This is a genomic window from Streptococcus sp. D2 (assembly GCF_006385825.1).
Taxonomy (GTDB): Bacteria; Bacillota; Bacilli; order Lactobacillales; family Streptococcaceae; genus Streptococcus; species Streptococcus shenyangsis.
In genome coordinates this window covers 18,248-42,112 of the sequence record NZ_VFSI01000009.1, presented here as the reverse complement: position 1 = coordinate 42,112, position 23,865 = coordinate 18,248, and the positions used below count along the sequence as shown (strand labels likewise).

Genomic DNA, 23,865 nt, shown 5'->3' with positions numbered 1-23,865 from the left:
GTTACACACCTACTCTCCATCAAATTCAACGGTTTGGATATCCTCAATACGTTGCAACTTGAATTTTTCTTTCCCCTCTTTATCAACACTACGTAGTTTGACCCATTCCTCATCAACATCCACAACTTCCCATAAAGATGTTCCAAACACTTGTCCAACGATTGTTGGATTTTTCCCAATTAATTCTTGCAATAATCTTGACATTTCTATATTTCCTTTCTCTTTTCGCTCAAGCTTTTTGATTTTATTCTCTAGTTTCTTGATTTTTTTAGAATTATTAGAATAAAAGAAAATCATAAATAGTATAAATACTACCCACATCATAGCTCCTTTCTGATTCCTATTTCTTAACTTGAATTTATTGTAACACATCTTTTTCTTTTTGACAAGCATATTTGTCAAAAAGTTTATGATTTTTGTCATTTTGCAAAAGAAAAAGGTCAGAGTAGTTCTCTGACCAGTTTTTCTACTATTAAAAGCCTAGTTTTTCAAAGATTTCTGAGAAGTTTTGGCTGATTGTTTCAAGTGACACTTGCACTTTTTCTCGTGTTTGATTGTTCTTGACCGTCACTTGTCCGCTTTCGACTTCACTCTCTCCTAGGGTGATGAGGGTCTTAGCCGCAAAGACATCGGCTGACTTGAACTGAGCTTTGAGCTTACGGTTGAGATAATCACGCTCTGCTTTGAAACCTTGTTGGCGAATGGCTTGCACCAACTCCAAGGCCTTGACATTTGCTCCTTGACCCAAGACTGCGATATAAACATCTAGGGCGTTTTCGATAGGGAGGGCCACACCTTGCTTTTCAAGAATGAGAAGCAGGCGCTCTACACCTAGTCCAAAACCAAAGCCAGCAGTTTCTGGTCCACCAAAGTAGGCAACCAAACCATCGTAGCGACCACCCGCACAGACTGTCAAGTCATTGCCCTCAATCTCAGTGATAAACTCGAAAATAGTGTGATTGTAGTAGTCCAGACCACGCACCATATTGGTATCGATGATGTAGTCTACTCCAAGATTTTCCAACATCTGACGCACAGCATCAAAGTGGGCTTGGCTTTCTTCATCAAGGAAGTCCAAGATAGACGGTGCATTCTCTACTGCCACCTTGTCTTCTTTTTCCTTAGAGTCCAAGACACGGAGAGGATTTTCCTCCAAACGACGTTGGCTATCCTTGGACAAGGTCTCCTTGAGCGGTGTCAAATAGTCAATTAAGGCTTGACGGTAGGCCGCACGGCTCTCAGGATTTCCAAGAGTGTTAAGGTGCAATTTGACACCTTGGATACCGATTTCTTTCAAGAAATGGGCTGCCATCGCGATTGTTTCTACATCGGTAGCTGGATTGCTAGAGCCAAAACACTCAACACCAATCTGGTGGAATTGGCGCAAACGCCCTGCCTGTGGACGCTCATAACGGAACATAGGTCCCATATAGTAGAACTTGCTTGGCTTTTGCACTTCTGGGGCAAAGAGTTTATTTTCCACATAAGAACGGACAACGGGCGCAGTTCCTTCTGGACGGAGGGTGATATGACGGTCACCCTTATCATAGAAGTCGTACATTTCCTTGGTTACGATATCCGTTGTATCTCCGACAGAGCGACTGATAACCTCGTAATGCTCAAAAATAGGCGTGCGCACTTCTGCGTAGTTATAGCGCTTGAAAATTTCACGGGCAAAGCCCTCAACGTACTGCCACTTGGCAGATTCAGCAGGTAAAATATCCTGCGTTCCTTTTGGTTTTTGTAATTTCATAGGGTGTCCTCTTTAAACTTAATAGTCTTATTTTACCATAAATAGAGGGATTAAAACAGTATGAATAAAATTAGGATTTATACTCAATGAAAATCAAAGAGCAAACTAGAAAACTAGCCGCAGGTTGCTCAAAACAGTGTTTTGAGGTTGTGGATAGAACTGACGAAGTCAGTAACATATCTACGGCAAGGCAACGTTGACGTGGTTTGAAGAGATTTTCGAAGAGTATTAGATATCATTTTTGAGATTAATAACTGTCAAAAGAATAGCTATCAAGGAGAGACCAACAAATAGCATCCAAGTCAACTGTATATTCCATACAGCTACAAGTGAAAAACAAGCTGTTCCCACAGGTATGGATAAGGTAAACAATAAACCTAAAAAATTACTGGTACGAGCTAGAACCTCTGGAGCTAGATTTTTCAGGAGCAAGGCACTAATCTTTGGTTGAACTTTAGCAGACACATACAGAGTTGAACAGATAAATAGTAAACCAAGTACGACTTGATTGAATAAATTAGCTAGACCAACTAGACTGAGTCCTACGGTCACCCACATCATCAATCTAGGCAAGGACTGCTTCCCAAAATAATCATTGCCCGTAAGGCTACTGATGATGATTGCTAACAAAGCACAGAATTGACTGATAAATAATGCCTCTGTGTAAGAAAAGTCCAAAAGAGAATGGCTCAAAAAGAAGATGTTATAGATGCTTCCTAAAGCGCCACCCAAAGCATTGATAAGCAAGACAGCAAAGAGCATAAAGCCAAAGTTTTTCTGTCCACCTTTAAGAAAAACAAGACGTAAATTTCGATAAATCGTTAGGAACTGCTCTTTGATAGATAGCTTCTCATTTTTTAGTGATTTACCATCAGCAGCTGAAAGTGACAGGCTTAATTTGCTTTTTCCTAAAAAGAGAATAGAGGCTGATACTAGGAAAAAGCAGGCATTGATTCCCGCAACGAGGGAAAAATTGTTAACCGATAGACCTAAGAGCCAGACTCCAAAAGCTTGACCACCAATAGCTGAAATATAGGTGATGAACTGGGAAAAAGAATAAGCCTCCATCAAATCCTCTTCAGCTACTTTTTCCTTAATAAGAGGCATGCGCAAGCCACCTGCAAAATCACTGATGACATCACTAATGACATTGATTAAACACAGGCTAGAAAAGGCAAATATACTAGCTTGCTGGACAACTAAAGCTGCTAGAAAAAATAAAATCGCCTGAAACAAACCACTATAGACCATCCATTTGACCTTGGCCCTCGTATAATCTGCCCGAATTCCTACAAAAACTGTAAAGAAAGTCGGAAGAATCATGACAATATTCGCCATAGCAACCGCAAAAGATGCTTGTGGCAAGGTCGATGCATAGACGATAAAGACCAGATTAAAAATTGAAGCACCAAAAGCATTGAAGAATCGTGACAAAGTCAAGAGTCGATAAGCTTGATTTCTAAACAATAGTTTCATAGATAATCTCCCTTCTTGTTATAAGTTCAATATGAAGTATGACCATAGTATAGCACTTATGAATTAGCGAGAAATTTTTTTGAATATATGCAACACACAAAATAAGCAAAGCAACGATAAAATCTCTTTGATGACCTGCGAGTAGTCAAAAGTTCTATCGCTTCAAATTTCAAATGATTTTCTTAGTTTGCAGATATTCAAGAATCGAGAGTTTTTCTATAGTAATCCGCAGATTTGTCACAACCAAGCATCTCAAAAATATGGACAGCATCTTCCATCTTTTTCTGGCCTTCCTTGACTCTACCTTGCTTGCTATCAAGGAGACCTTCCGCCCACAAATAGACAATTCGGAAATAGGTCTCATTTTCATTGTAGAAATGCTCTTCGATAACACGTTTAAAATAAGAGGCATTGGTAAATTCTTCACACTCAATGCTGGCTAAAAAGCCATTCAATAGTATAGTGTGAAAAAGGTTTCGATTGCCAGACATTTCCATTAGAAAATCAGATTTGCGGACCATTTCTCGTACATATCTAGTAAAAAGAGAAACAGATAGAAATAGTGAACTGACTGAAAATAAATTGAGTTCATAGATCCCCCAAATCTCGGTAGAAAACAAATAATCATGAAGAACTTTCCCTTCCTCTACTGTTAACTCCACCCTTTCATCCATGCTCTTCATATAAGACTTGATAATAATGGCATTTAGAATATGTTTCTGTTTGTTTTGAGAATGGGCATGCTTTTGATACTCCTTGCGATACAAGTCCTCAAGCGGAGCTATATTCTTTGGATTCAAGACATCTATGATTTCTTTTCTCAACTCAGAATCTGTATCATGCTGAAAACCTCTCGCCAGAAAGAGTATTTCCTCCACACTAGCAGATATATTTTCTAGGGCAAATAGAAATTTTTCTACCGAAAGCTCACTCTGACCTGTTTCAAAGCGGGATAACATGGACGGCGAAAATTGTCCCCCAGTTGCTTGTCTCAGCGAGATATTTCTTGACTCTCGTAATTGTCTAAAGACTTTTCCAATCTGCTCCATAGGCTTCCCCTTAATTTAGTCTTTTCTTTATATTATCATATTTTTTCAGAAAATCCATCAAAAACTTGCCAAATTGTCAGAATTATGAGAAAATAGAGGATATTTATCATGTGGAGGGACTGTAATGAGAGAGGATATCAAAATCAATGACCGTGCTTTGGCCTTACAAGACCAAATTATCGAAAAACTAGAGAAGGTTTTTGATACAGATGTGGAATTGGATGTTTACAATCTAGGACTGATTTATGAAATCAATCTGGATGAAACAGGTCTCTGCAAGATTGTCATGACCTTCACTGACACAGCCTGCGATTGTGCCGAAAGTCTGCCTATCGAAATCGTTGCAGGTCTGAAACAAATCGAGGGTATCGAAGATGTCAAGGTTGAAGTTACCTGGTCGCCTGCTTGGAAAATCACACGAATCAGTCGCTACGGCCGCATTGCCCTTGGACTACCACCTCGTTAATACTCTTCAAAAATCTCTTCAAACCACGTCAGCGTCGGCTTGTCGTAGATATGGTTACTGACTTCGTCAGTTCTATCCACAACCTCAAAACACTGTTTTGAGCAACCTGCGCCTAGCTTTCTAGTTTGCTCTTTGATTTTTATTGAGTATAAGCAGGCAAATCACTTTTGAAGATAAAAAGAAGCAAGCCGAAATTGGCTTGCTTTTTGAGTTTATTTTTTACCTGACTTGTCCATATTCCAGAAGTCTGTCACGGCTCCGCGTGAAGCAGATGATACGATATGAGCATATTTACCGAGGACACCACGACTGTAAAGTGGTGGCAAGGTTGTTTCTGCCTTACGTTTTTCAAGTTCTTCTTCGGATACGGCCATGGAAATTTCTTTGGTATCTTGGTCAACCGTAACGATATCGCCTGTACGAAGGTAGGCAATTGGTCCACCATCCTGAGCTTCAGGAGCGATATGTCCAACAACCAGACCATAAGTACCACCAGAGAAACGGCCGTCTGTCAAGAGGGCAACCTTGTCTCCTTGACCTTTACCAACGATCATGGATGAAAGTGACAGCATCTCAGGCATACCAGGACCACCCTTAGGCCCAACGAAACGAACAACGACTACATCGCCATCAACGATTTCATCTGTCAGAACGGCCTGAATAGCATCTTCTTCTGAGTCAAAGACCTTAGCTGGTCCAACGTGACGACGCACTTTAACACCTGATACCTTGGCAACCGCACCGTCAGGTGCAAGGTTCCCGTTCAAGATGATAAGCGGACCATCTGCACGTTTTGGATTTTCAAGTGGCATAATGACTTTTTGACCTGGTGTGAGGTCTGCAAAATCAGCCAAGTTTTCAGCGACTGTCTTACCAGTACATGTGATGCGATCTCCGTGAAGGAAACCATTTGCCAAGAGATATCTCATAACCGCAGGCACACCACCGACTTCGTAGAGGTCTTGGAAGACATACTGACCAGATGGTTTCAAGTCGGCCAAGTGAGGCACACGCTCTTGGATCGTATTGAAGTCCTCAAGTGACAAGTCAACATTGGCAGCATGGGCAATGGCAAGCAAGTGAAGAGTGGCGTTTGTAGAACCACCGAGAGCCATAGTTACAGTAATGGCATCTTCAAAGGCTTCACGAGTCAAGATATCTGACGGTTTGAGACCCAGTTCCAACATCTTAACAACAGCACGTCCTGCTGCTTCGATATCTTCTTTCTTATCAGCTGATTCAGCTGGGTGAGATGAAGATCCTGGTAAACTCATACCGAGAACTTCGATAGCTGTCGCCATGGTATTAGCTGTATACATACCACCACAGCCACCAGGTCCAGGGCAGGCATTACATTCGAGACGTTTCACGTCCTCAGCCGTCATATCACCGTGGTTCCATTTTCCGATACCCTCAAAAACAGAAACCAAGTCAATATCTTTACCATCAAGATTCCCCGGTGCAATGGTTCCACCATAGGCGAAAATAGCTGGAATATCCATATTAGCAATGGCAATCATAGAACCAGGCATGTTCTTGTCACAGCCACCGATAGCAACAAAGGCATCCACATTGTGACCACCCATCGCCGCCTCGATTGAGTCCGCGATGATATCACGAGATGTTAGAGAGAAACGCATACCAGGCGTTCCCATGGCAATCCCGTCCGCTACAGTGATAGTCCCAAATTGTACAGGCCAAGCACCTGCAGATTTGACACCCTCTTTAGCCAATTTCCCAAAATCATGCAAGTGGATGTTACATGGTGTATTTTCCGCCCAAGTCGAAATGACCCCAATAATCGGTGTTTCAAAGTCCTTATCTGTCATACCAGTCGCACGAAGCATGGCACGGTTTGGTGATTTAACCATGCTGTCATAAATGCTACTGCGGTGGCGTTTATCTAATTCAGTCATTTGTTCCCTCCCATTTCAGTTTTTACTATTATAGCACATTTTAAAGGCAATGAACAGAAGAAAATTCTTGAATTTTCAGAAAATTTCGATTAATTTGGTTGATGAGCTTCTAATTTTTTCATCTTTTTTTGTCAAGTAACTTTACTTTACAAAAAAAATGTGTTATCCTAGTATGGTTGATGAAAATCAGTAGATTGAATCGAATATAAATACCTAAAGGAGAAATCAAAATGGCAGTACCTGCACGTCGCACTTCAAAAGCGAAGAAAAACAAACGTCGTACACACTACAAAGTAACAGCTCCATCTGTAAACTTTGACGAAACTACTGGAGATTACTCACGTTCTCACCGTGTATCACTTAAAGGATACTACAAAGGACGTAAAATCGCTAAAGCTGCATCAGCTGAATAATAGAAGGGAGATACCATGCGCGTAAATATTACACTTGAACACAAAGAATCTGGTGAACGCTTGTACCTTACTTCTAAAAACAAACGTAACACTCCAGACCGTCTTCAATTGAAGAAATACTCACCAAAACTTCGCAAACACGTTGTGTTTACAGAGGTTAAATAGAGATTCACTACACGTCAGTAGGCGTGAGAATCCTTGATTTTAAGCGATTTTTGAAGTTTCAAATTTCAATGTATTGCAATAAAACTCAACCGAATGACTACATTTTTGACTACATTTTTTGTGAAATAAATTAGATGTTCGGATATATAGAAAATGCTCTAGTCATATTGTCTAGAGCATTTTTGTGTTGTTTAAGAAAAATAGATGTTGGTTTTAGATAACTACACATTTTAGATTTTTTAAAACAAGATTTAATTGTTGATAACTAGAAAGGATTATTATGTTTACAAAAAACAAATTTCAATACTGTATTTACAATCATGAGAGACTAGAACTTCATGAGCTTCAAAAGGAATATCAAAAGGATAAAGCTGGGACAAAACTTAAGTATGAAAACCAATTGTTTTGTCCTGGTTGTTACAAAGTGGATTTAGTGATAAACGAGAAAAAAGGGAAAATCTATTTGTCGAGCCATCCTAAATCACCTCATTCTGACGGATGTGAATATGCTTTGGAATCAGCTTCGAAAATGGAACTGAAAGAATACTATGAGAAAATTGATGCAGACTTAGCTGAGCAACTCTTAAATCGTATTCTGGAAGAAAAGTCCACCAGAGTAATACAACCAAGGAGCGTCAATTCTCTGCAAAATAATAATGAAGTGCTTGATGTAAAATTTATTTTAGAAAATAAAGTCGGTATCAGAAAATATTTACCTCGCAGGTCCCTCCTCCTAAATGAATTAGAAGTATCTGACCATCTGACTATGTACTATGGAGAATGTAAGGTGTTTATAGGAAAGACTGATAAAAAGTACTACCTACGAATGTTTCGAAACAATGATCATGCAAAGTACATCTGTAATTTAGTAATTCCTGAAAGAGTGTATAGATATTTGGAAGAAGGATTAAGATTTATCCCACAATCAGAAGATTTAAATTTTAAACATTCAAGAGCTAATGCAGTTCCAGTAAAGTTAGCCTTTGTCTCTACCATGAAGAAAAAACAAGAATATTATAATGGATACTTGAGTTTTTCAAAATTACTTAGAGTGAAGCGTATTTAGATTGTATTAACTCTCAAGATTAGTTTTTTCTTTTAGGATAAAGTGCACAATTCATAGAATTTATTTCCTTACGAATCGATCAATATACCCTTTGAGATTGCTATAATAATTTTCGCTCCAATCCCAATCATATTTATCGAGGTGAGCTGAAATCACTTTGCCATTTCCTCGCTCAATATCATAAACGTCATAGTTATCATTTACAAAAATGTCTTCTATGCCATACCAATCAACTAAATTTTTGAAAGACCCAAGTTCTTCTAACCACATTTTTGTTTTGGGCAATTTATATGTAGAGATTAACTTACACTGGTTTCGTTCTTCGTCGGTTTTTGCATCTAGATACAACTTAATATCATATAGTGTATAGTCAATTCTATCACCAAAAACAAAATTGCGTCTACTATTAATTCCGTTTTTTTCTTGAGGAAAAAAGAATATTGGAATTTTACGATACACAGCGTACTCTTCAACAGTTTGGATGTCAATTCCATTTTTTCTGTATATTCTACGGATAGAAAATAAGCCATCTGCTGTACACTGGATTCCATTTAGTTCTTTCAATCCGTTTGAATCTGGATCAATATAGAATGAATAAATCATTTTCCAAAATAATTCTATATCATTGAAATCTACTTCCTTGGCAAATTTATTAAATAAATCCCGTAGAACATCAGTAGATAATCTATGTACATCTTCATAACTCATTTTACTTAGTCCGTAATATCTATGTATGGAATTCTTGCATTTAAGAGCATCTCTTAAAATAATATCAGAAAAATATGTATCTTTATATTTTTTATAAAATGAACTTGATTTATACAGACTCAGTACTTCATTAACATCACTCATTGGTTCTGCCTACATTTTCTATTTTTTCTATATACTTAATTTTAGTATATAGTATGGAACAAAAAATTTCAATTAATACTTTTCTGAAACTGAAATTTTGTATGTAGTTTATCATAAAAAAGAGTAAGACATAATATCTACGAATGTTTCTAAACAATGATCATGAAAAGTATATCTGTAATGTAGTAATCCCTGAAAGAGTGTATAGATATTTGGAAGATGAATTAAGATTTATCCCACAATCAGAAGATTTAAATTTTAAACATTCAAGAGCCAATGCAGTTCCTGTAAAGTTAGCCTTTGTCTCTATCATGAAGAAAAAACAAGAATATTATAATGGATACTTGAGTTTTTCAAAATTACTTATAGTGAAACGTATGGACTAATTAATTCTATCTCAGTGTCTAGTTAGTTGAACATAATAAAATGTCAATATTTTGTCTGAGACTGTGCTTTTTTTAAAAAAATAGTCTACAATATAAATATAGACAAATAAAAAGGAGTGAAAAATTATGGTATATGTTCACAGATTTTTAGGAAAATGGTTAGACAAACACCACTCGTCAAATAAAGCCTCAATTATCCGAAGAGCATTGACTACTGGTAGTGGGATTGACGAGTACCTAAAACAAATAGAAGTGCGCAGACGGTTCACGTTGGCAGTAGAAAAGGGTAGATATTTTTATACCGTACCTAAAGAAATTGAAATCGGAGATACCAGAGCAGATAGGTACTATCGTCTAGAAATGAAAGGTTATGAAAGCATAACATCTAATACCGTCTTTTACGGGAATGGGACATCTATTTTAGTCAAAGCTTTATTTGAGGGTAAAGGACAAATAGCACGTATCTACGAGTATGAAACATTGGAAATGCTTTTAGAGGATTTAAAAGAGGAAGTAGCTATCACAATTAGTTGTACCTACAAACCTTGCTATTTACTAGCAAGTGACTTTGAAGAGTTCAAACCTAAACTTGAACTAGGTAAGATTTATTGCCACAATCCTTATGCGCCTCGTTATCGCAAACCAATTGCTGAAGTAGAGATTTAGAAAAATCAAGTTAGGAAAGATTTATGTCAAAAGATAAACCTAAGGAAGAACTGAGTAAAGAATTAAAAGAACCGTTAGAAATATGTTTGAAAACTATAGTAGGAAAAGATAGCTTAAATGAATTGCATTTTGATGATGGCGAACAATTTTTAAATAAATTTAGTCTTTGGCATCAAAAAAAAGGACAGGATTTAATTAAATCATTTGTAGATAAAATCAAAAACTCTAATACTACTGAGGATTTTTCTTGGTTGGATATTCTAGATGAAGATTTGAGGTGGAATAAATTTATAGAAGAAAATCACAAGTGGAAACTTGCAGATAAAACCAAGTATTTAAATATGCGTTATCAAATTCCAACTCATTTTCATGGAGATATTGATAATGCTATAATTTTTCACTGTCTGGAAAATCCTAGAGGTTATTTAGGCGATTATAAAGATAGTGATATTGACAAAGGCTTTGAAAATACAAATTTAAGGGAATATTATAAAAAAAGTAAAACACTCCTCGAAAACAAGTATAAAAATGAAGATAAATCTAATTTAATTGAATATATTAAAAATACCATACGAGAAAAAAGTCCTACAGATCATATAAATCTTGCATCAGTTATCCAGGAAAGATATCAATTAAATGATATAAAAAGTGTTAGTTCCATTATTCATAGTAAGAAGAGCAACTTAATGAGTGAAATCGAGCAGCTTTATAGTTCTGGAACAGTTTTTAAAGATCAAAGTGGAAAAAGAAAAAAAACATTATTGAAAGATTATTATTATTTTAAAGAATATTACTCTCAATTGATTCAAACAGATACAAAATTGGATTTTGAAAAATTACAAAATAAAGAGACTGATGTAAAAAATATCGCTAGCAAACTATGTAATTTAGAAATTTATCCTTTCGCATGTGCACAACCAGCTTTAGGTAAAAATGGTATCGGCAAAAATATTTTGGAAAATTCGGAATTATCTCGTTTGAGTGCATATATTGTATTAAGAAGAATCTACAAATATTTAAATAGTGAATTTGAGAAAGAAAAACCTATTTTTGTTTTTCGTAAATACGATAGAGCTTGGAACAAACTGTTTAAACAAATTTTTTCGGAAGTTAAAGAAAAAAATACAACATTTAAAGTTGATGATGTGATGAAAAAACTAGAGGAGAATTTCTTTTATTGTCAGCTAGCAAATACAGGTGGAGGAATAACAGATGGGAATGTGATTTCAGTTCCAAATTATGAGTTGTTTTTAAATATGAAAAAAGAAGCTTTTAAAGAAATATCTGAATTATTACCTCGTATTGATATTAAAAAAGTTAGTTCAAAGAAAGCAGTCGATTAATGATTGAAATTGGATGTTAGAATAAAAGTAAAATATTTAATTCATAATAGACTCGTAAATGATATAATTTATGATTTATTAAGTTATATAAAGGAGTACAACCATGGGACTTTCGTATGCACCAGATTATGTATGGACAGATCATTTTGTTGAAAGAGCTAATGATCGATTTGGAATTAAAGAAGAGCAACTTCCTAAATGGATTTCTAAGCAGATAAATAGCTTGACACCATATGACTCAAGCGAGGGACAAATTCCAGAAAAGCGAAAGTATATAACTGATAGTGGAATTATTTTTGTTTGTGATACGATTGAGCATAAATTCATCACTTGTTATGAAGCGAATGATTGGATTGCTGATGGTAAAAAGATAACTATACATGATAATAATGTGGACTTATTTAAGCAAGAAGTTGAAAAATTATCAAGGAAATACTACTTAAAAGATACGAAAGAAATGTTACTGAGTGTAAGAGATCATTTGACCGAATTTAATCAAATTGCTGAAAAATTAATGGCAGGAAGAGTCAGTCAACATAATTTTGAGCTCATTAGTAAATTTATTGATGAATTTCACGCAGTAAGAGCTGCTGTGAGAGTAATTGAAACCAAAAGGAATGATTTTAAACAATAGTTTCAGCAATACATTTCAATTAAAAGTTTTAAAATCAACAAAAAAGCACTGTCGGAGGGAAGTTGACAGTGCTTTTTCTATTTTCTTGAAAAGATAGTAGGAGAAAGTTATTTTGATTATTATCTAATGGATTAAATATAAAGGAAGTTAAAATGAAATACTAACAGTAAGGAGGAATAGTTAAAAAAATGGAATTTAACAAACTAACCAAACTGATAAGGTATTTTTTGTACTGATTCTCATCGGTACAATAATAGTATATCAGATAGTCTATAAAAATTGCAAGGAGTTGGACAGGGATTCGAATTATTTTGTAAGTTTATTTGATTTTTGCTATAAAAACCAAAGTTTTTTACTTTATCCAATTTATATCATAAAACTGTTCATAGAACTTCTCAGCTTTTTTAGGATTAATCATATTGACAAAACAGATTTTCCCATATAGTTTTTGACGATAAGAGTATTTATCTAAATTTGTATTATGTTTTTGATTATAGGCCTCTATACGGTTTGAAGCTCCATATTTTTGTAGACAATAGATTTCTAATCGTATTTCACTTAGTATTTTCTTTGGTACATTCAGTGTTTCGTTCACAAGTACACCAGTGATGATTTTTCTCTGTCCAGGACGCAAAACTGTAGTTTTATCCAAATTTAATTTTAGAAAATTATTGATAGTTTGTAACGACTGCTCTATTGTTTTGGATAAATAATCTACTTCTATTGAAGAAATTTTTTCATTGCTAGAAATTGTTATATCATCTGCATACCTAGTATATTTGTATTCTGAAAGAGAACAGATATTTTCTAACTTTTTATCGAAATCACGGAATATTAAGTTGGAAAGATAAGGACTAGTAGGTGCTCCTTGTGGTAAGTATCCTTCATAAGTACATAATATCGCTAAAACATTGGATACTTCTTTAGTATATCCAAAATTTAAAAATAAGAGAAAAACATTTTTGAATTTAATAGAGGGGAAAAAGTCTGAAATATCAGTTTTAAAAATATACTTTTTCCCAATATGGGGAGTAGCATTATCTATAATAGATTTTTGTTTTATAAAGCCTGTAGCAGAGGTAAAAACAGGTTGTGTATACAAGATATTATGTAAAATCCAGGTTTGAATAAGTTTTAGATTGAATCCTGGAATTAGAAGTTTTCTTTTTCCACCGTTTCTTTTATCGATAAATCGAGAAATATAACTAGCATCAACGGAGTTAGTTAGCTTGTAAAAGTACTTTTTTTCAACACCAATTAATCTTCGTAAATGTTCAATATTAAAAATTACAGGAAGTCTGTTAGACTCTAACTGTCTTTCATAAATTTTAATAGATTCTTTGGTCCACATTTTATCCTCTAATATAACTTTTATAAGAAATTTTAAAAAATAATATACTAATGCAATAGTACATGCATCTGTATGTACACTAGCATTAGATAAAAGTAAAAGCTCTTCAAAAAGTACATACAGATGTATGTGCTATTGAATATATGTATTAATTTAAGACTTTGCTTAGTGAGAATTCACAGATTCGTGATTCAAGTGCTTATGTTAGGGAGAAACTTGGAACCAGGTGGTAAAGCGTCTTCAGCTGAAAAGACTTTACTTTTTGCTAAAGAATCTAAAGTTGCATTAGATAATTTTATTTTTTCTAATAATTGATAACCTAGCTCAGACAATGTATAGTGGCCTTCGGAATCTTCTAGTAGTTTATGATTCAGACAATCCTGTAATACATTACTATTATAATCTTTTACTAGTTCATTTACAACATCATTATCTTCATTTTTAAAAAATTTTTGCTCATTTTGATTAGTATAAACTAAAAATATAATTACACCTAACAATTTATTTTTAGTAAGATCAGGATAATCATTCAGTTTATTAGTAAAAGAATCATAAATATTTTGACGAATAAAAGTACATTGGTTAGCATCAAATAGATTATATTCTTTTGTAATATATTTTTCATGCCTTGGAAAGAGAGGACTCCATTTCTTATTTTCCGATTTTTTCCAAAATATACTAAATGTATTGTTTGGTGTATTTCTATAGTTTGTCACTAGAGCTTGAGTCTCTCCGTAACCCAGGATATACTTTGTCTCGTCTTCATCTAATACAGAATTTTTTTCGAAATTTTTAAATTTGTCTAAAACATCTTGGCTTAAAGATTTTATTTTATCAAAAAATTTTTCATCTACTGTAAAGAATTTAACAGTTACATTTATATTTGTATTGTTTTGCCTCCACTGATATAGTTTTTGATCAGCAATAGACATACCATGTAGACAAAAAATGAGAACATGGACTGTTGATGGTAAATATTTTTGTAATATATTTAAATAATCTATGATAGTTTCTCCAGAACCACTGAAATCATCTAATAAAACTAGAAAACGTGTTGTTTTAAAAACTTTTTTAGCATTTTTTCTTTTTTTTCTAAGTTTTTCCTCTATTGAATCCAAATCAGACAGATTTTCTTCTAAGTTTTTAATAGCATGATTAATTTTATTCTTAAGCCGTTTAGTAGTTATGTTATCATTCGTTAAACTAACAAATTTACAAAGAGAATTAGATATTTCTAATCTTTGTTGACTAATATTCTCTTGTAATTTAGATAAATTGTATTCTAAGTTAAATATATCTGTTATAAAACTATCTATAAAATAATTTGAGATTCCAAATTTTTCAATGAATAATGTAACCATATGTTTGCTGCTGTTATAGACAGAAGGATTTTTATTTAAAACGTAAGCAAATTTGCAAAGTCTGACATCCCCAAATATTTCAGTATATATTTTTTTAAGCTCATTAAAAGTAAAATCATAGAATTCATCAAAACTATTTTTAGAATAATATCTATAATGTTCTTCCAGTATATTAATAATAATTTCTAAAATCTCTTCTCCGTTTTCCTCACTTAGAATTCGTGAAAAAAAATTTGATAATTTATCACGAAAATTTACTAAATATCTTTCAGAATTCATTATTTCGGGAGATATTGAGTTTTGTAAACAGAAAATTTCTTTAGTTTTTTCAACTTTTTGATTGAAGTCTAGATTGGGAATTGGTTGATTATTCTCTTTTGAATTTTTAGCAAGCATAAACGCTCCTTGAATTACTATATTCTAGGAAATTAATTATTTATGAACTATTTTAAAATGAAGGCTGATAAAACTTGTATAAAGATAGTATCATAGGCTTGTCTTCGTAGTTAAGATGCTATAGTTTAGGTTGGTCAACATCTGATTGCAATCCTCTACAGAAAGCTCGTAAGATTTTTGGAGAAATTCAGCATAAATCATTTCTTCTATGGATGATTGTCGTAAACTTCTTCCAGCAATTTCCATTAATTTTACGGAAACTGGATAAGGTAATGTTAAGGCTATACATAGTGCCACAATGGTTTGTAATTTAGGTTCTTTTGCATTTTTTTGTAAACTATATATAGTTCTTTGCGAGATTAGAGCAGAGGCTTCTAAGTCTTCTACAGACATTTTTTTACGTTCTCTCAGATAAGAAATTGCACTTCCAAAATCGAGTGGCAAGTTGTTTAAAATATCTACGGACTCTTTCGCTTCGGCATTTAGCATCGCTGCTCTTATTTCAAGCTCTAAATTATTATCACTACTATCATAATTGTATTGTTGTCGTTTATTTGTGTCTATAGAGTTGTTAAGAGCAGTAGATAAGCCGAAATAAAATACAAATCCATCAATGTTATACTTATGCTCTTTTTCAAATACAAGACAACATTCATCCATGTGAGTTCTGGCATAATAGGTCATGGATAGTTTATTATCTTCTAAAGTTTCTATATATTTATATTGATTCAAACAGATATGTGAATCAATATAAATAAATTTACCTTCAAGAAAAAGATTACCTGCAAACTATACTTACAAGGGACTTGTGTTATTCTTGTACTTCTTTCTGGGCGGCCTTGCCTTGGTCTAGAAGGGCTTGGACGATTTTCTCATCGCGTAGTTTGACAGAATCGTTGATCATTTCTGCGGACTTGACAATGGTTGTTTCTAGTTGGGCACGTTTCTGGCGTCCCAATTCAATTGCTGCGACGATACCTTGGTTTTGAGCGACCAGACTTTCAGCCAGTTTGGTAACAGACTCAACAGCGACTGTCGGGCTTTGGGCAATTCTCTCCATCTGCGGAATCACTTCCTTGCTGGTCTCAGCTAGCATCTGAAGGGCAGCATTATTGGCATTGACAATGGCATCTGCCACGACACCTGATTTCATTGATTGTTGCAAAATACCCAGTTCGGCAATGGAAAGCTTCATTGTCGGAATCGTATTACGACGAAGCATGCCCAATTTTTGGCGCATATCCGATGATACCTTCACAAGATTGCGCATCTGAGGTGTTGTTGCCCAGGCAACATAGAGACGGCTGACATACTCAGTATGTTGTTGTTCAAGGGTATTGACCACTTCAGCCATGCGGGCCAATTCTTGAGATTTAGTCTGGTATTCTACCGTACTTGTATCGAGTTGGTCAACTTGAGCTTTCAGTTCTGCAGCGCGCTTGCCAGCTTCTGTCTGGCTGGCTTCGATAAAGGAAATCACTCCCACTAGATTTTCAATGGATTTGGTATTGTCCTCAATCAACATCTCAGCTGAAACGATATTTCGAGCTAGCACATCTTCTTGTTTGACCACTGCGGCAGCCATGCCATCCAGCTTTTGCTCCACTGTTTTTGAGTCAAAGTAAAATTCCTGTAGGGTATTCTTGCTCTTGTTAAACAAGCGTTGCAAAAAGTTTTGCTTTTCTTCTAACTCAGCAATTTCAGCGTTCTTGTATTTGACTACAAAGCCTTGCAACTCACGGTTGGTATTCTTGAGAAGATCATCCACTTGGGGAATCTGCAATTTCTTTTGTTCTGACAAGATACGATTGACTGTATTGTTCACACCTTCTACAGCAGATTGTCCAAAATCTAAGAGAGCATTTTGATTGGTGACAAACTGGTCTACTAACTGGGGCACGTGCGCCTTGATTCCTTCTTGCTGCTCAGGGCTCAGCTTCTCAAGGAAGGTCAAGGTCTTGTCTGAGCCAGTATTGGTCTCGATGATTTGGGTTGTTTTATCCACCTTAGCTACTGTATTATTGGCAATCTGGTCAATATCAAAATTAAATTCTGTCATGGTTACTCCTTTGTTTCTAACCTATTCTTTACGATCTTTTTCTAGGATACGCAAACTGATATCAAAATCACGCATATCTGTTTCATTGAGTTCTCTCAAGACTTGGTCCAGTTCAAGGTCAAATTGTTCAATGGCTGCTTTAGCTTGTTGCAAACGTTCTTCTGCTCGATTATAGTTTTTAGGATTGGTCTTAATCTTCAAATAGCCTTCTAAAATCGTTTGGAATTTCTCCATCTTCAAACTATGAATGGCAGTCAATTCTTCCTTATCCCCCTCAGCAGAGGTAGCAATCTTGTCTAAAATAGCCTGATGATCAATGGCAATATTGGCCAAGGTCTGGGACAATTCTGGAGCCAATTCCTCTGGTTCCGCATTTTCAAGATCTACCTGACTTTCTCTATCCAAACGTTCTAGCTGAACATCGATATTTGCCCTTACTGTACGAACCTTTTTGCCAATACGGTTGTAGACATCATCATCGATATAGGACTTGAGACGATCCGCCTCCTGATGGATTTCCCGCAGTTCGATTAATACTTGATTGGCCAGACTCTTATAGGAATCTGAGCCTTTCTCTACCAAGACTCCCTCTAACTGCTGAATATCTTTGTCCGCCTGACGAATCCGAGCTTTTAAAAGCTCAATCCGATCGTCGAGCGAACGATCCTGCAAAAGAGGATAGCGCCAACGTTTATAGAGGCGATAACCACCATAGCCTAGCAGTACACAAGCCGCAAGTGGAAGAGCATATTGGACCAAAAGGCCCAGTAAGAACAAGAAGCCCCAAAAATAGAGACAGCCTTTCCAAAAACCATTACCCGATTTCATAAACATTCCTTATTTTCAATTTATAAGTCTATTTTAGCACAAAAGAGAAAAATGAGGGCGGAAATCCCTAGAAAAGAGTTGATTTCTTTGCTGTAGAATGGAACTTGGTAGCGCGTGGGCTAATTTCAGTAAAGTGGACTCAAACCACAGGCTTCAGTGTTATAAGATTGCTAATGACCTCTGAGGACATATCAAAACAAAAGCTTGAAATATCGGGGGTTGTGTGTTAGAATGAAAGCATAAAGGGAAAACAATGCTTCTAGCATATGTAACTAAAAAAGCCCCATCGTGCCACCGATGGGGCTTTTTTGCTACCCTCTCAAAGGGTTAAAAGCTACTTGCTACGTTTCTTTATCCATAGCTTGAAAAGCTCAGATAGTACGTTAACAAGTAACGGAGCTAGAAAAAGGGAAAGTAACTCTAGCATATATAACACCTCCCTTCCTTAAAGTGAGGGGGCCAAAATATTATATCACACCAGATGTATATCATCAACATCGTGTCATTCCCAAACAAAAACGCCTTCATGTGTAGGCGCTATTTTTTCTTGAACAAACGGATGTAGTCCTGTTTACTATGAATAATATCTGATACAAAGACAGCTTTTCTATCCTCTAAAATATGATAGAAGGCTAAGTAATCGCCTAAAATGATGCATCGAGTTTTGTGGGGTGGGTATATAATGCCTCCTACTCTTTCATCAGCATCAAATCCTGCTTCCGGGAAAACTTCAAGACGTTCCAAACCATAAAGAATATTCTTAACTGTGTTTGCTCCTGCCTGTTCTGAAAAGTAGTTAGCTGAGATATAATCTTTAATACCTCTTAGCTGTTCTTGTACCGTTTCGGAGATAATAAGGCTATATACGTTCTCGTTAAATTCCAAGGTTAGCCCTCACTTCATCAAGGCTGTAAGTTCTTCCATGTTCTAAATCGTCAAAGCTACGGGCAATTTCAGCACGCAACCCTGATAGAAGTTCTTCTCTTTCTTTATCTACTTGAGTTTCAAATGGCAAAGCTTTATTTTCTACAATGTGTTCTAAAAACAAGTTAAAACTAGCTGTCATATCAAGATTTTGCGCTGTGATAATAGCTTTAGCCTTCTCTAACAAGTCTCTGTTAGTCTTAAAGTTTACCTGTGTATTTTTTTCTAAAACATTCATAGTAGTACCTCCTTTTAGACTATTATATCACTTTAAACTATACAGGTCTAGTCGCGTATAGATACTTATAGCTGTATGCTTAAAAGCTATTGTAAAAACAAAAAAAGCACTAAGGGAAAGCGTCCCAAAGTGCTTAATATCAAGGCTCTAAAGCCTATCTTATTCAATAAAATATTACAACATTTTGTTGTAGAATAGATTTAGTATAAATTACACTTTGTTATGCTTTATAAATGTTGATTCTGTAATATTTTTAGAATTTACATATTAAATAAAATAGATTAAACTTTACTCCAAGGTGGACAAAAAGGAGTACAAATTTCATGGTGATGAGTTCAGTAGGCAAGTAAGAAGTACCATTTAGGTACTTTTTATTTTACTCTATTCATCTTGTAGATTAAGGTTGTATATTTACTTTAGTTAAAAATTATTAAAAAGAATTAACTAATGTATATAACTGTGGTATAATTAGGATAGTGTTTAACAATATTTTAAACATAAATATAAAACAGGAGGCTTTTTATGAATAAAAAGAAAATTGAGAAATTTGCTAACTACTTTATAGGCTTTTTAGTGATATTTTCTCTTTTAGGTTTTTGGTTTGCTCATATAATAGAAAGCAATAGTAAGCAAGAATATGCTAAAGATACGGAACGTGTTACTAAGTTAGTTGAAACACTAGAAAATGACACAGAAAATATTAAACCAAATATAACGCTAGAGGAAGCTTTGAAGCTTGTTTCTAATGATAGTGAATTGTCATCTGTTAAAAAGGAAATTAAACACCTAAAAGATACATATCCAACCGATTATGAGGTAAAATTTGGTAACTTGTCTTACCGTGTAGATGAAGTGGAATTGAAACTTAATAAACAAATCGAAAAGATTAAAGAAGAAAAGGAGAGACAAGAACAAGAAGAACGGGAAAAACAGAAAAAAATGAAAGAGGAAGCAGAAAAAAAATCTAATGAATCTGAGAAAAAATCTAATGAAGAAAACAGAAAAGTAGATTTAGATGCTTTCTATAATGCAATTCAAGAGGGTGTAGATAAAGTAAATACACAATTAGGAGCAAATATGCTTGAAATGGAAAAAACATCTGTAACACCTGGCATCAGAATCATTCTCACAGAAAATAATGCTTCGTATTCAAATAAAGAACTTAGAGCAATTATCAGTGCGCTAAACAAATCTTTATATAAAATTGCTAAATCCCACGGAGTAAATAGCCCTAGATTCTATTACACACTCAGTGATGAAGAAGTCGCTGTGAATCGTTATATAATGGCTCCTGATGAAGTTAAGTTTTCTGGAATATTAAAGTAGTAAATTAATAAGAATAGTAGTAATTTTTACTTTTGTAATTACAACAATTATTAGGGTTCTTCTAACAGGTTCCCCTATATAAGAGATAACACATTTTTAAGGTAATAGATAAGCACTGGATACTTAGATTCAGCGCTTTCTTTTTATTTTTTAATCGACCTCTTCAATAAAGAAAAATAATTCTCATTCCTTATCTGAATAATGTAACCTTTAATCCTCACAATATGTAAAAAGTACGGATAGATTCTAATTACCTGACCTACAGATTACTATTAAAAATTACTTCACAAGAGACTATAACAATCTGAAGAATGAAGGAAATACCAATAGATACTAAAGTAACTGTCTACTGTTGGATATATTTCGGATAAATTACACTTTAGGTGCTTTTTATTTTACACTAACTATCTTGGCTTAATTCAAGTATTTCCATAACCTTATGAACAATCATCTTATGCTGTGGATGTCTCTGAATCTTCAATAATAGTTCCATCATTTCTGTATCTTGTGGCACAGAATAAGGTAAGAAAAAATCACTCAACGTAACTTCTAAAGCATCAACAATCTTCACAAAAGTTTCTAAAGAGATATTTCTGTGATTATTCTCTATCTGACTGATGTAAGGAACGCTTAGATTTGTTCTTTCTGCTAGTTCTTGCTGTGTAATCTTCTTTGAAGCTCGTAAGTCTCGTATCTGATTACTTATATTTTCTAATATATCATCCATTACTTCACCCTCTATGTTAAATCTACTATCTATCTTATAGATTAAACAATCAGGTTTACATTCTCTATAGTTTAATATTAAATAAAACTATATTCCATTGTTAAAGTTTGTGTGATATAATTATAGCTATTAGGAAATATTTCTTCTATTTCATTAAATAAAGTTAAACATCGGAGGTTACATATGCTTAACAAGCTAAAGGAATTGAGTAAAGAACAAAAGATTATAGGTAGTATTGTACTACTGCTTATCCTCGTTCTGTTCTTCACACTATTAACTAGCGGTAGCACTAAACACTCACAAGTTCAAACTAAGGCTAGTGATTCTGTCAAACAGTCTTCACAAGTTAAACAGTCTAGTTCATCTTCCTCTACTTCATCATCCAGTAGTGAAACTAGCTCTAAAATAGAGAAATGGTCTCCAACTGGGCATATAGCCGTAGATGCTTATCTTAATACACCACAAATTAAAATCATACTGCGAGCCAAAGCACTGAGAGAGGTAGCATACAAACTCTCTAACACAGATAAACTCTACGAAGTTGAAGCTGAGGTAATTGGAATTGAAGAAAAAGATGAATACCGTGAGTACAACATAACAGGTAAGAAACTTCTTATCCGTACACCTGAATCACTAACTGTGAAAATGAATGAACTTATGGTCTATACAGGAAATACAGTATCTTTAGAAAAATATGATTCAATCGATAAAGGCTCGTTAGTAATCAGTGAAGTGAGAAAAACAGAAAAAGCACAAGAAGAGGAAAAAGTAAGTATTGAAGCCTCCAAATCAAAAGAGGAAGAAAGGAAAGCATCTTCACGAGCAAAAGAGCAAGAACAAGCTTCATCTCACACTACAACTACTCCTACACAATCGTCTACACATGCTCCACAATCAAATTTAAGACCGTTCAAAAACTGTAAGGAAGCACGAAAAGCAGGACGTGTAAACATACCTGCTAGTGACCCACAATATGGTCCATGGCTAGATAGAGACAAAGACGGATACGGATGTGATGAATAGTAAAAAAGTTCTTATTCTACTGTCACTACTACTTATTATAATCGTCACATTCACAGCATACTTAACTACTCTACCACAAACAGAATACCAGATAGCTATAAAGAGACTCCAAAAGATAAGTTTAGAGGCTGTGGAACAGAAAATACAACATAAAGAAAGCTTTTACCTATACACAGGGAGAGAGAGTTGTCCATACTGCCAAGAATTTGCTCCAAAGCTAGCAAAAGCAGTAGATAAAACTGAGACAACTGTGTATTACTTAGATAGTGAGCATATAGATAAGACAAGTTGGAATAACTTTAAAACAACTGTAGGATTCAAAACAATCCCCAATCTCACTTACTTCACAAATGGTACAGTATATGACATATTACCGAAAGCAAGTCAAGCTAATGTTGAAGTGATTACACAGTTTATTGAAGAGAAATAAAAAAACAAGTACAAACAGCTAATAACTTGAATGTTATAAGATAAAATTCAGGGAGACCAACAATGATTAAAGGAAAAATTATTAAAATAACTGAAGCTACAGTTTATATAGGTTATGAAGATGGAAGTTTAAAGGAAATTCCTATTGAATCTTGTGACTTTGAACCTAGTATAGGGGATTATGTCGAGGTTTATGGTGATATTGTTATAAAGATTGATAGTAAAAATAAAATTAGCAAAGTGAAAAAAAGTATTTCTGAAAGACTATCATTAGTCGCACATATAAATCTAGTTTTAGTAATAATTATAGCTATTATCACTGTAATTTGTTCAATATATCTAGGTTATCAGGAAACCATAGCCCTAGTTGTACTTGAGTCGACTATAATGTGCTTATTAAATCTTGCATTTCTAATAATTTCATCTATTAAAAAAAGTAAAGTAAATAAGGACATTTCTTTCAAATGTTTTATTATCGCTCTTGTATGTGTGATTTTGTCATTTATGGCATTTGGTTTTGTAGAAAAGTTTACAGAAAAGACACCAACGACAGTTTCAAGAAATACTACATCACAAAATAGTTCTAACTCCTCATCCTCTTTAAAGGCAAGTAGCTCTACTACACCTTCATCATCTAGAGAGAGTAGCTCTAGTTCATCATCCTCAGTACCATCAAAACCTAAGATTACTGTAGATAATGATAAAGCAAATTATGGTGAAGTAGACTATAACAAGTGGAATCATGATGAAATAGCCGTAGATACTAAAGTAAGAGTATATGGGAAAGTTTTACAAGCTATGGAAGATGGGAAAGCCTACACACTGCGTGTAGCCATAAATGATGACTATGATAAAATTATTTTGGTTTCTATTCCTTCCGAATACAACAATAGAGTTATAGCCGAAGATGACCATATAACCTTATACGGACTAGTAAAAGGAAGACAAAGTTATGAAACGGTCTTCAAAGCCACAAAAACACTTCCTCTCATGGTTGCCTATATGTACGAAAACTAAT

At 34.6% G+C, this 23,865-nt stretch carries 26 protein-coding genes; 12 read left to right on the top strand and 14 right to left on the bottom strand.

Features of this window, described 5'->3' with window-relative positions; translation table 11 throughout:
* Positions 1-9: 9 nt before the first annotated feature.
* From FJR73_RS06665 to FJR73_RS06650, 4 genes are all read right to left on the bottom strand, one after another.
* Positions 10-423 (bottom strand): hypothetical protein, encoded by a 414-nt coding sequence (locus FJR73_RS06665; protein ID WP_140834036.1) that lies wholly within the window; start codon positions 421-423, stop codon positions 10-12.
* A 49-nt stretch (positions 424-472) separates the two neighbouring features.
* The gene (gene hisS, locus FJR73_RS06660; RefSeq protein ID WP_140834035.1) at positions 473-1,753 is read right to left on the bottom strand and encodes a histidine--tRNA ligase; all 1,281 of its coding nucleotides are present in this window, start codon (positions 1,751-1,753) and stop codon (positions 473-475) included.
* A 228-nt stretch (positions 1,754-1,981) separates the two neighbouring features.
* Positions 1,982-3,229, bottom strand: a complete 1,248-nt coding sequence (locus tag FJR73_RS06655; RefSeq protein WP_140834033.1) for an MFS transporter — start codon at positions 3,227-3,229, stop codon at positions 1,982-1,984.
* 197 nt (positions 3,230-3,426) lie between these two features.
* Positions 3,427-4,278 (bottom strand): helix-turn-helix domain-containing protein, encoded by an 852-nt coding sequence (locus tag FJR73_RS06650; RefSeq protein WP_140834032.1) that lies wholly within the window; start codon positions 4,276-4,278, stop codon positions 3,427-3,429.
* Positions 4,279-4,402: 124 nt separating this feature from the next.
* Here FJR73_RS06650 and FJR73_RS06640 point away from each other — a divergent pair, with 124 nt between their 5' ends.
* Positions 4,403-4,744, top strand: a complete 342-nt coding sequence (locus tag FJR73_RS06640; protein ID WP_001206380.1) for a metal-sulfur cluster assembly factor — start codon at positions 4,403-4,405, stop codon at positions 4,742-4,744.
* A 212-nt stretch (positions 4,745-4,956) separates the two neighbouring features.
* On the opposite strand, the gene ilvD is transcribed toward FJR73_RS06640, so the two are convergent.
* On the bottom strand, positions 4,957-6,660 hold the full coding sequence (ilvD, locus tag FJR73_RS06630; RefSeq protein ID WP_140834031.1) for a dihydroxy-acid dehydratase: 1,704 nt from the start codon (positions 6,658-6,660) through the stop codon (positions 4,957-4,959).
* 230 nt (positions 6,661-6,890) lie between these two features.
* Between ilvD and rpmF the strand changes: the two genes are divergently transcribed.
* The 3 genes from rpmF (at position 6,891) to FJR73_RS06615 (ending at position 8,304) form a co-directional block, all read left to right on the top strand.
* Positions 6,891-7,073, top strand: coding sequence for a 50S ribosomal protein L32 (rpmF, locus tag FJR73_RS06625; protein WP_000290417.1), 183 nt, complete (start codon positions 6,891-6,893; stop codon positions 7,071-7,073).
* A 15-nt stretch (positions 7,074-7,088) separates the two neighbouring features.
* Positions 7,089-7,238 (top strand): 50S ribosomal protein L33, encoded by a 150-nt coding sequence (rpmG, locus tag FJR73_RS06620; protein ID WP_001265622.1) that lies wholly within the window; start codon positions 7,089-7,091, stop codon positions 7,236-7,238.
* A 280-nt stretch (positions 7,239-7,518) separates the two neighbouring features.
* Positions 7,519-8,304, top strand: coding sequence for a hypothetical protein (locus FJR73_RS06615; protein ID WP_140834030.1), 786 nt, complete (start codon positions 7,519-7,521; stop codon positions 8,302-8,304).
* A gap of 60 nt (positions 8,305-8,364) precedes the next feature.
* Here the strand turns inward: FJR73_RS06615 and FJR73_RS06610 are convergent, their stop codons facing one another.
* Positions 8,365-9,156: a hypothetical protein gene (locus FJR73_RS06610; RefSeq protein ID WP_125431706.1), complete on the bottom strand. Its 792-nt coding sequence runs from the start codon at positions 9,154-9,156 to the stop codon at positions 8,365-8,367.
* Between the two features lie 212 nt (positions 9,157-9,368).
* Here FJR73_RS06610 and FJR73_RS06605 point away from each other — a divergent pair, with 212 nt between their 5' ends.
* From FJR73_RS06605 to FJR73_RS06590, 4 genes are all read left to right on the top strand, one after another.
* Positions 9,369-9,542 carry a hypothetical protein gene (locus FJR73_RS06605; protein ID WP_235888720.1) on the top strand — a complete coding sequence of 58 codons (174 nt, stop codon included), beginning with the start codon at positions 9,369-9,371 and terminating at the stop codon, positions 9,540-9,542.
* A 126-nt stretch (positions 9,543-9,668) separates the two neighbouring features.
* Positions 9,669-10,208 (top strand): hypothetical protein, encoded by a 540-nt coding sequence (locus FJR73_RS06600; RefSeq protein ID WP_140834028.1) that lies wholly within the window; start codon positions 9,669-9,671, stop codon positions 10,206-10,208.
* A 23-nt stretch (positions 10,209-10,231) separates the two neighbouring features.
* Complete coding sequence (locus tag FJR73_RS06595) at positions 10,232-11,551, top strand: hypothetical protein (RefSeq protein WP_140834026.1); 1,320 nt, start codon at positions 10,232-10,234, stop codon at positions 11,549-11,551.
* A gap of 103 nt (positions 11,552-11,654) precedes the next feature.
* Positions 11,655-12,185, top strand: coding sequence for a hypothetical protein (locus tag FJR73_RS06590; protein ID WP_140834024.1), 531 nt, complete (start codon positions 11,655-11,657; stop codon positions 12,183-12,185).
* Between the two features lie 352 nt (positions 12,186-12,537).
* On the opposite strand, the gene FJR73_RS06585 is transcribed toward FJR73_RS06590, so the two are convergent.
* From FJR73_RS06585 to FJR73_RS06555, 7 genes are all read right to left on the bottom strand, one after another.
* Positions 12,538-13,536: a reverse transcriptase family protein gene (locus FJR73_RS06585; RefSeq protein ID WP_140834023.1), complete on the bottom strand. Its 999-nt coding sequence runs from the start codon at positions 13,534-13,536 to the stop codon at positions 12,538-12,540.
* A gap of 191 nt (positions 13,537-13,727) precedes the next feature.
* The gene (locus FJR73_RS06580) at positions 13,728-15,293 is read right to left on the bottom strand and encodes a hypothetical protein (protein WP_140834022.1); all 1,566 of its coding nucleotides are present in this window, start codon (positions 15,291-15,293) and stop codon (positions 13,728-13,730) included.
* Positions 15,294-15,383: 90 nt separating this feature from the next.
* The gene (locus FJR73_RS06575) at positions 15,384-16,025 is read right to left on the bottom strand and encodes a helix-turn-helix domain-containing protein (RefSeq protein ID WP_140834020.1); all 642 of its coding nucleotides are present in this window, start codon (positions 16,023-16,025) and stop codon (positions 15,384-15,386) included.
* A 79-nt stretch (positions 16,026-16,104) separates the two neighbouring features.
* Positions 16,105-17,352: a toxic anion resistance protein gene (locus tag FJR73_RS06570; RefSeq protein WP_140834019.1), complete on the bottom strand. Its 1,248-nt coding sequence runs from the start codon at positions 17,350-17,352 to the stop codon at positions 16,105-16,107.
* Between the two features lie 21 nt (positions 17,353-17,373).
* Positions 17,374-18,180, bottom strand: a complete 807-nt coding sequence (locus FJR73_RS06565; protein ID WP_140834017.1) for a hypothetical protein — start codon at positions 18,178-18,180, stop codon at positions 17,374-17,376.
* 537 nt (positions 18,181-18,717) lie between these two features.
* Positions 18,718-19,065 (bottom strand): type II toxin-antitoxin system RelE/ParE family toxin, encoded by a 348-nt coding sequence (locus FJR73_RS06560; protein WP_045606568.1) that lies wholly within the window; start codon positions 19,063-19,065, stop codon positions 18,718-18,720.
* On the bottom strand, positions 19,055-19,342 hold the full coding sequence (locus FJR73_RS06555; RefSeq protein WP_001101478.1) for a type II toxin-antitoxin system RelB/DinJ family antitoxin: 288 nt from the start codon (positions 19,340-19,342) through the stop codon (positions 19,055-19,057). The genes FJR73_RS06560 and FJR73_RS06555 overlap by 11 nt, the downstream gene beginning before the upstream one ends.
* A gap of 522 nt (positions 19,343-19,864) precedes the next feature.
* Here FJR73_RS06555 and FJR73_RS06545 point away from each other — a divergent pair.
* Positions 19,865-20,668, top strand: a complete 804-nt coding sequence (locus tag FJR73_RS06545) for a hypothetical protein (protein WP_140834014.1) — start codon at positions 19,865-19,867, stop codon at positions 20,666-20,668.
* Between the two features lie 400 nt (positions 20,669-21,068).
* Here the strand turns inward: FJR73_RS06545 and FJR73_RS06540 are convergent, their stop codons facing one another.
* Positions 21,069-21,395, bottom strand: coding sequence for a helix-turn-helix domain-containing protein (locus FJR73_RS06540; RefSeq protein ID WP_000340949.1), 327 nt, complete (start codon positions 21,393-21,395; stop codon positions 21,069-21,071).
* A 183-nt stretch (positions 21,396-21,578) separates the two neighbouring features.
* On the opposite strand from FJR73_RS06540, the gene FJR73_RS06535 reads away from it, so the two are divergent.
* The 3 genes from FJR73_RS06535 (at position 21,579) to FJR73_RS10405 (ending at position 23,864) form a co-directional block, all read left to right on the top strand.
* Complete coding sequence (locus FJR73_RS06535; protein ID WP_140834012.1) at positions 21,579-22,418, top strand: excalibur calcium-binding domain-containing protein; 840 nt, start codon at positions 21,579-21,581, stop codon at positions 22,416-22,418.
* Positions 22,411-22,848 (top strand): thioredoxin domain-containing protein, encoded by a 438-nt coding sequence (locus tag FJR73_RS06530; protein ID WP_136937404.1) that lies wholly within the window; start codon positions 22,411-22,413, stop codon positions 22,846-22,848. The genes FJR73_RS06535 and FJR73_RS06530 overlap by 8 nt, the downstream gene beginning before the upstream one ends.
* Before the next feature lie 62 nt (positions 22,849-22,910).
* Entirely contained in the window at positions 22,911-23,864 is a 954-nt protein-coding gene (locus FJR73_RS10405; protein WP_235888721.1) for a hypothetical protein, read from the top strand.
* Position 23,865: the final 1 nt, after the last annotated feature.

Excerpts from the sequence above, each read along its gene's own strand:
- FJR73_RS06665 (WP_140834036.1), bottom strand. The coding sequence starts at position 423 with ATGACAAAAATCATAAACTTTTTGACAAATATGCTTGTCAAAAAGAAA.
- hisS (WP_140834035.1), bottom strand. The coding sequence starts at position 1,753 with ATGAAATTACAAAAACCAAAAGGAACGCAGGATATTTTACCTGCTGAA.
- FJR73_RS06655 (WP_140834033.1), bottom strand. The coding sequence starts at position 3,229 with ATGAAACTATTGTTTAGAAATCAAGCTTATCGACTCTTGACTTTGTCA.
- FJR73_RS06650 (WP_140834032.1), bottom strand. The coding sequence starts at position 4,278 with ATGGAGCAGATTGGAAAAGTCTTTAGACAATTACGAGAGTCAAGAAAT.
- FJR73_RS06640 (WP_001206380.1), top strand. The coding sequence starts at position 4,403 with ATGAGAGAGGATATCAAAATCAATGACCGTGCTTTGGCCTTACAAGAC.
- ilvD (WP_140834031.1), bottom strand. The coding sequence starts at position 6,660 with ATGACTGAATTAGATAAACGCCACCGCAGTAGCATTTATGACAGCATG.
- rpmF (WP_000290417.1), top strand. The coding sequence starts at position 6,891 with ATGGCAGTACCTGCACGTCGCACTTCAAAAGCGAAGAAAAACAAACGT.
- rpmG (WP_001265622.1), top strand. The coding sequence starts at position 7,089 with ATGCGCGTAAATATTACACTTGAACACAAAGAATCTGGTGAACGCTTG.
- FJR73_RS06615 (WP_140834030.1), top strand. The coding sequence starts at position 7,519 with ATGTTTACAAAAAACAAATTTCAATACTGTATTTACAATCATGAGAGA.
- FJR73_RS06610 (WP_125431706.1), bottom strand. The coding sequence starts at position 9,156 with ATGAGTGATGTTAATGAAGTACTGAGTCTGTATAAATCAAGTTCATTT.
- FJR73_RS06600 (WP_140834028.1), top strand. The coding sequence starts at position 9,669 with ATGGTATATGTTCACAGATTTTTAGGAAAATGGTTAGACAAACACCAC.
- FJR73_RS06595 (WP_140834026.1), top strand. The coding sequence starts at position 10,232 with ATGTCAAAAGATAAACCTAAGGAAGAACTGAGTAAAGAATTAAAAGAA.
- FJR73_RS06590 (WP_140834024.1), top strand. The coding sequence starts at position 11,655 with ATGGGACTTTCGTATGCACCAGATTATGTATGGACAGATCATTTTGTT.
- FJR73_RS06585 (WP_140834023.1), bottom strand. The coding sequence starts at position 13,536 with ATGTGGACCAAAGAATCTATTAAAATTTATGAAAGACAGTTAGAGTCT.
- FJR73_RS06580 (WP_140834022.1), bottom strand. The coding sequence starts at position 15,293 with ATGCTTGCTAAAAATTCAAAAGAGAATAATCAACCAATTCCCAATCTA.
- FJR73_RS06570 (WP_140834019.1), bottom strand. The coding sequence starts at position 17,352 with ATGACAGAATTTAATTTTGATATTGACCAGATTGCCAATAATACAGTA.
- FJR73_RS06565 (WP_140834017.1), bottom strand. The coding sequence starts at position 18,180 with ATGAAATCGGGTAATGGTTTTTGGAAAGGCTGTCTCTATTTTTGGGGC.
- FJR73_RS06555 (WP_001101478.1), bottom strand. The coding sequence starts at position 19,342 with ATGAATGTTTTAGAAAAAAATACACAGGTAAACTTTAAGACTAACAGA.
- FJR73_RS06545 (WP_140834014.1), top strand. The coding sequence starts at position 19,865 with ATGAATAAAAAGAAAATTGAGAAATTTGCTAACTACTTTATAGGCTTT.
- FJR73_RS06540 (WP_000340949.1), bottom strand. The coding sequence starts at position 21,395 with ATGGATGATATATTAGAAAATATAAGTAATCAGATACGAGACTTACGA.
- FJR73_RS06535 (WP_140834012.1), top strand. The coding sequence starts at position 21,579 with ATGCTTAACAAGCTAAAGGAATTGAGTAAAGAACAAAAGATTATAGGT.
- FJR73_RS06530 (WP_136937404.1), top strand. The coding sequence starts at position 22,411 with ATGAATAGTAAAAAAGTTCTTATTCTACTGTCACTACTACTTATTATA.
- FJR73_RS10405 (WP_235888721.1), top strand. The coding sequence starts at position 22,911 with ATGATTAAAGGAAAAATTATTAAAATAACTGAAGCTACAGTTTATATA.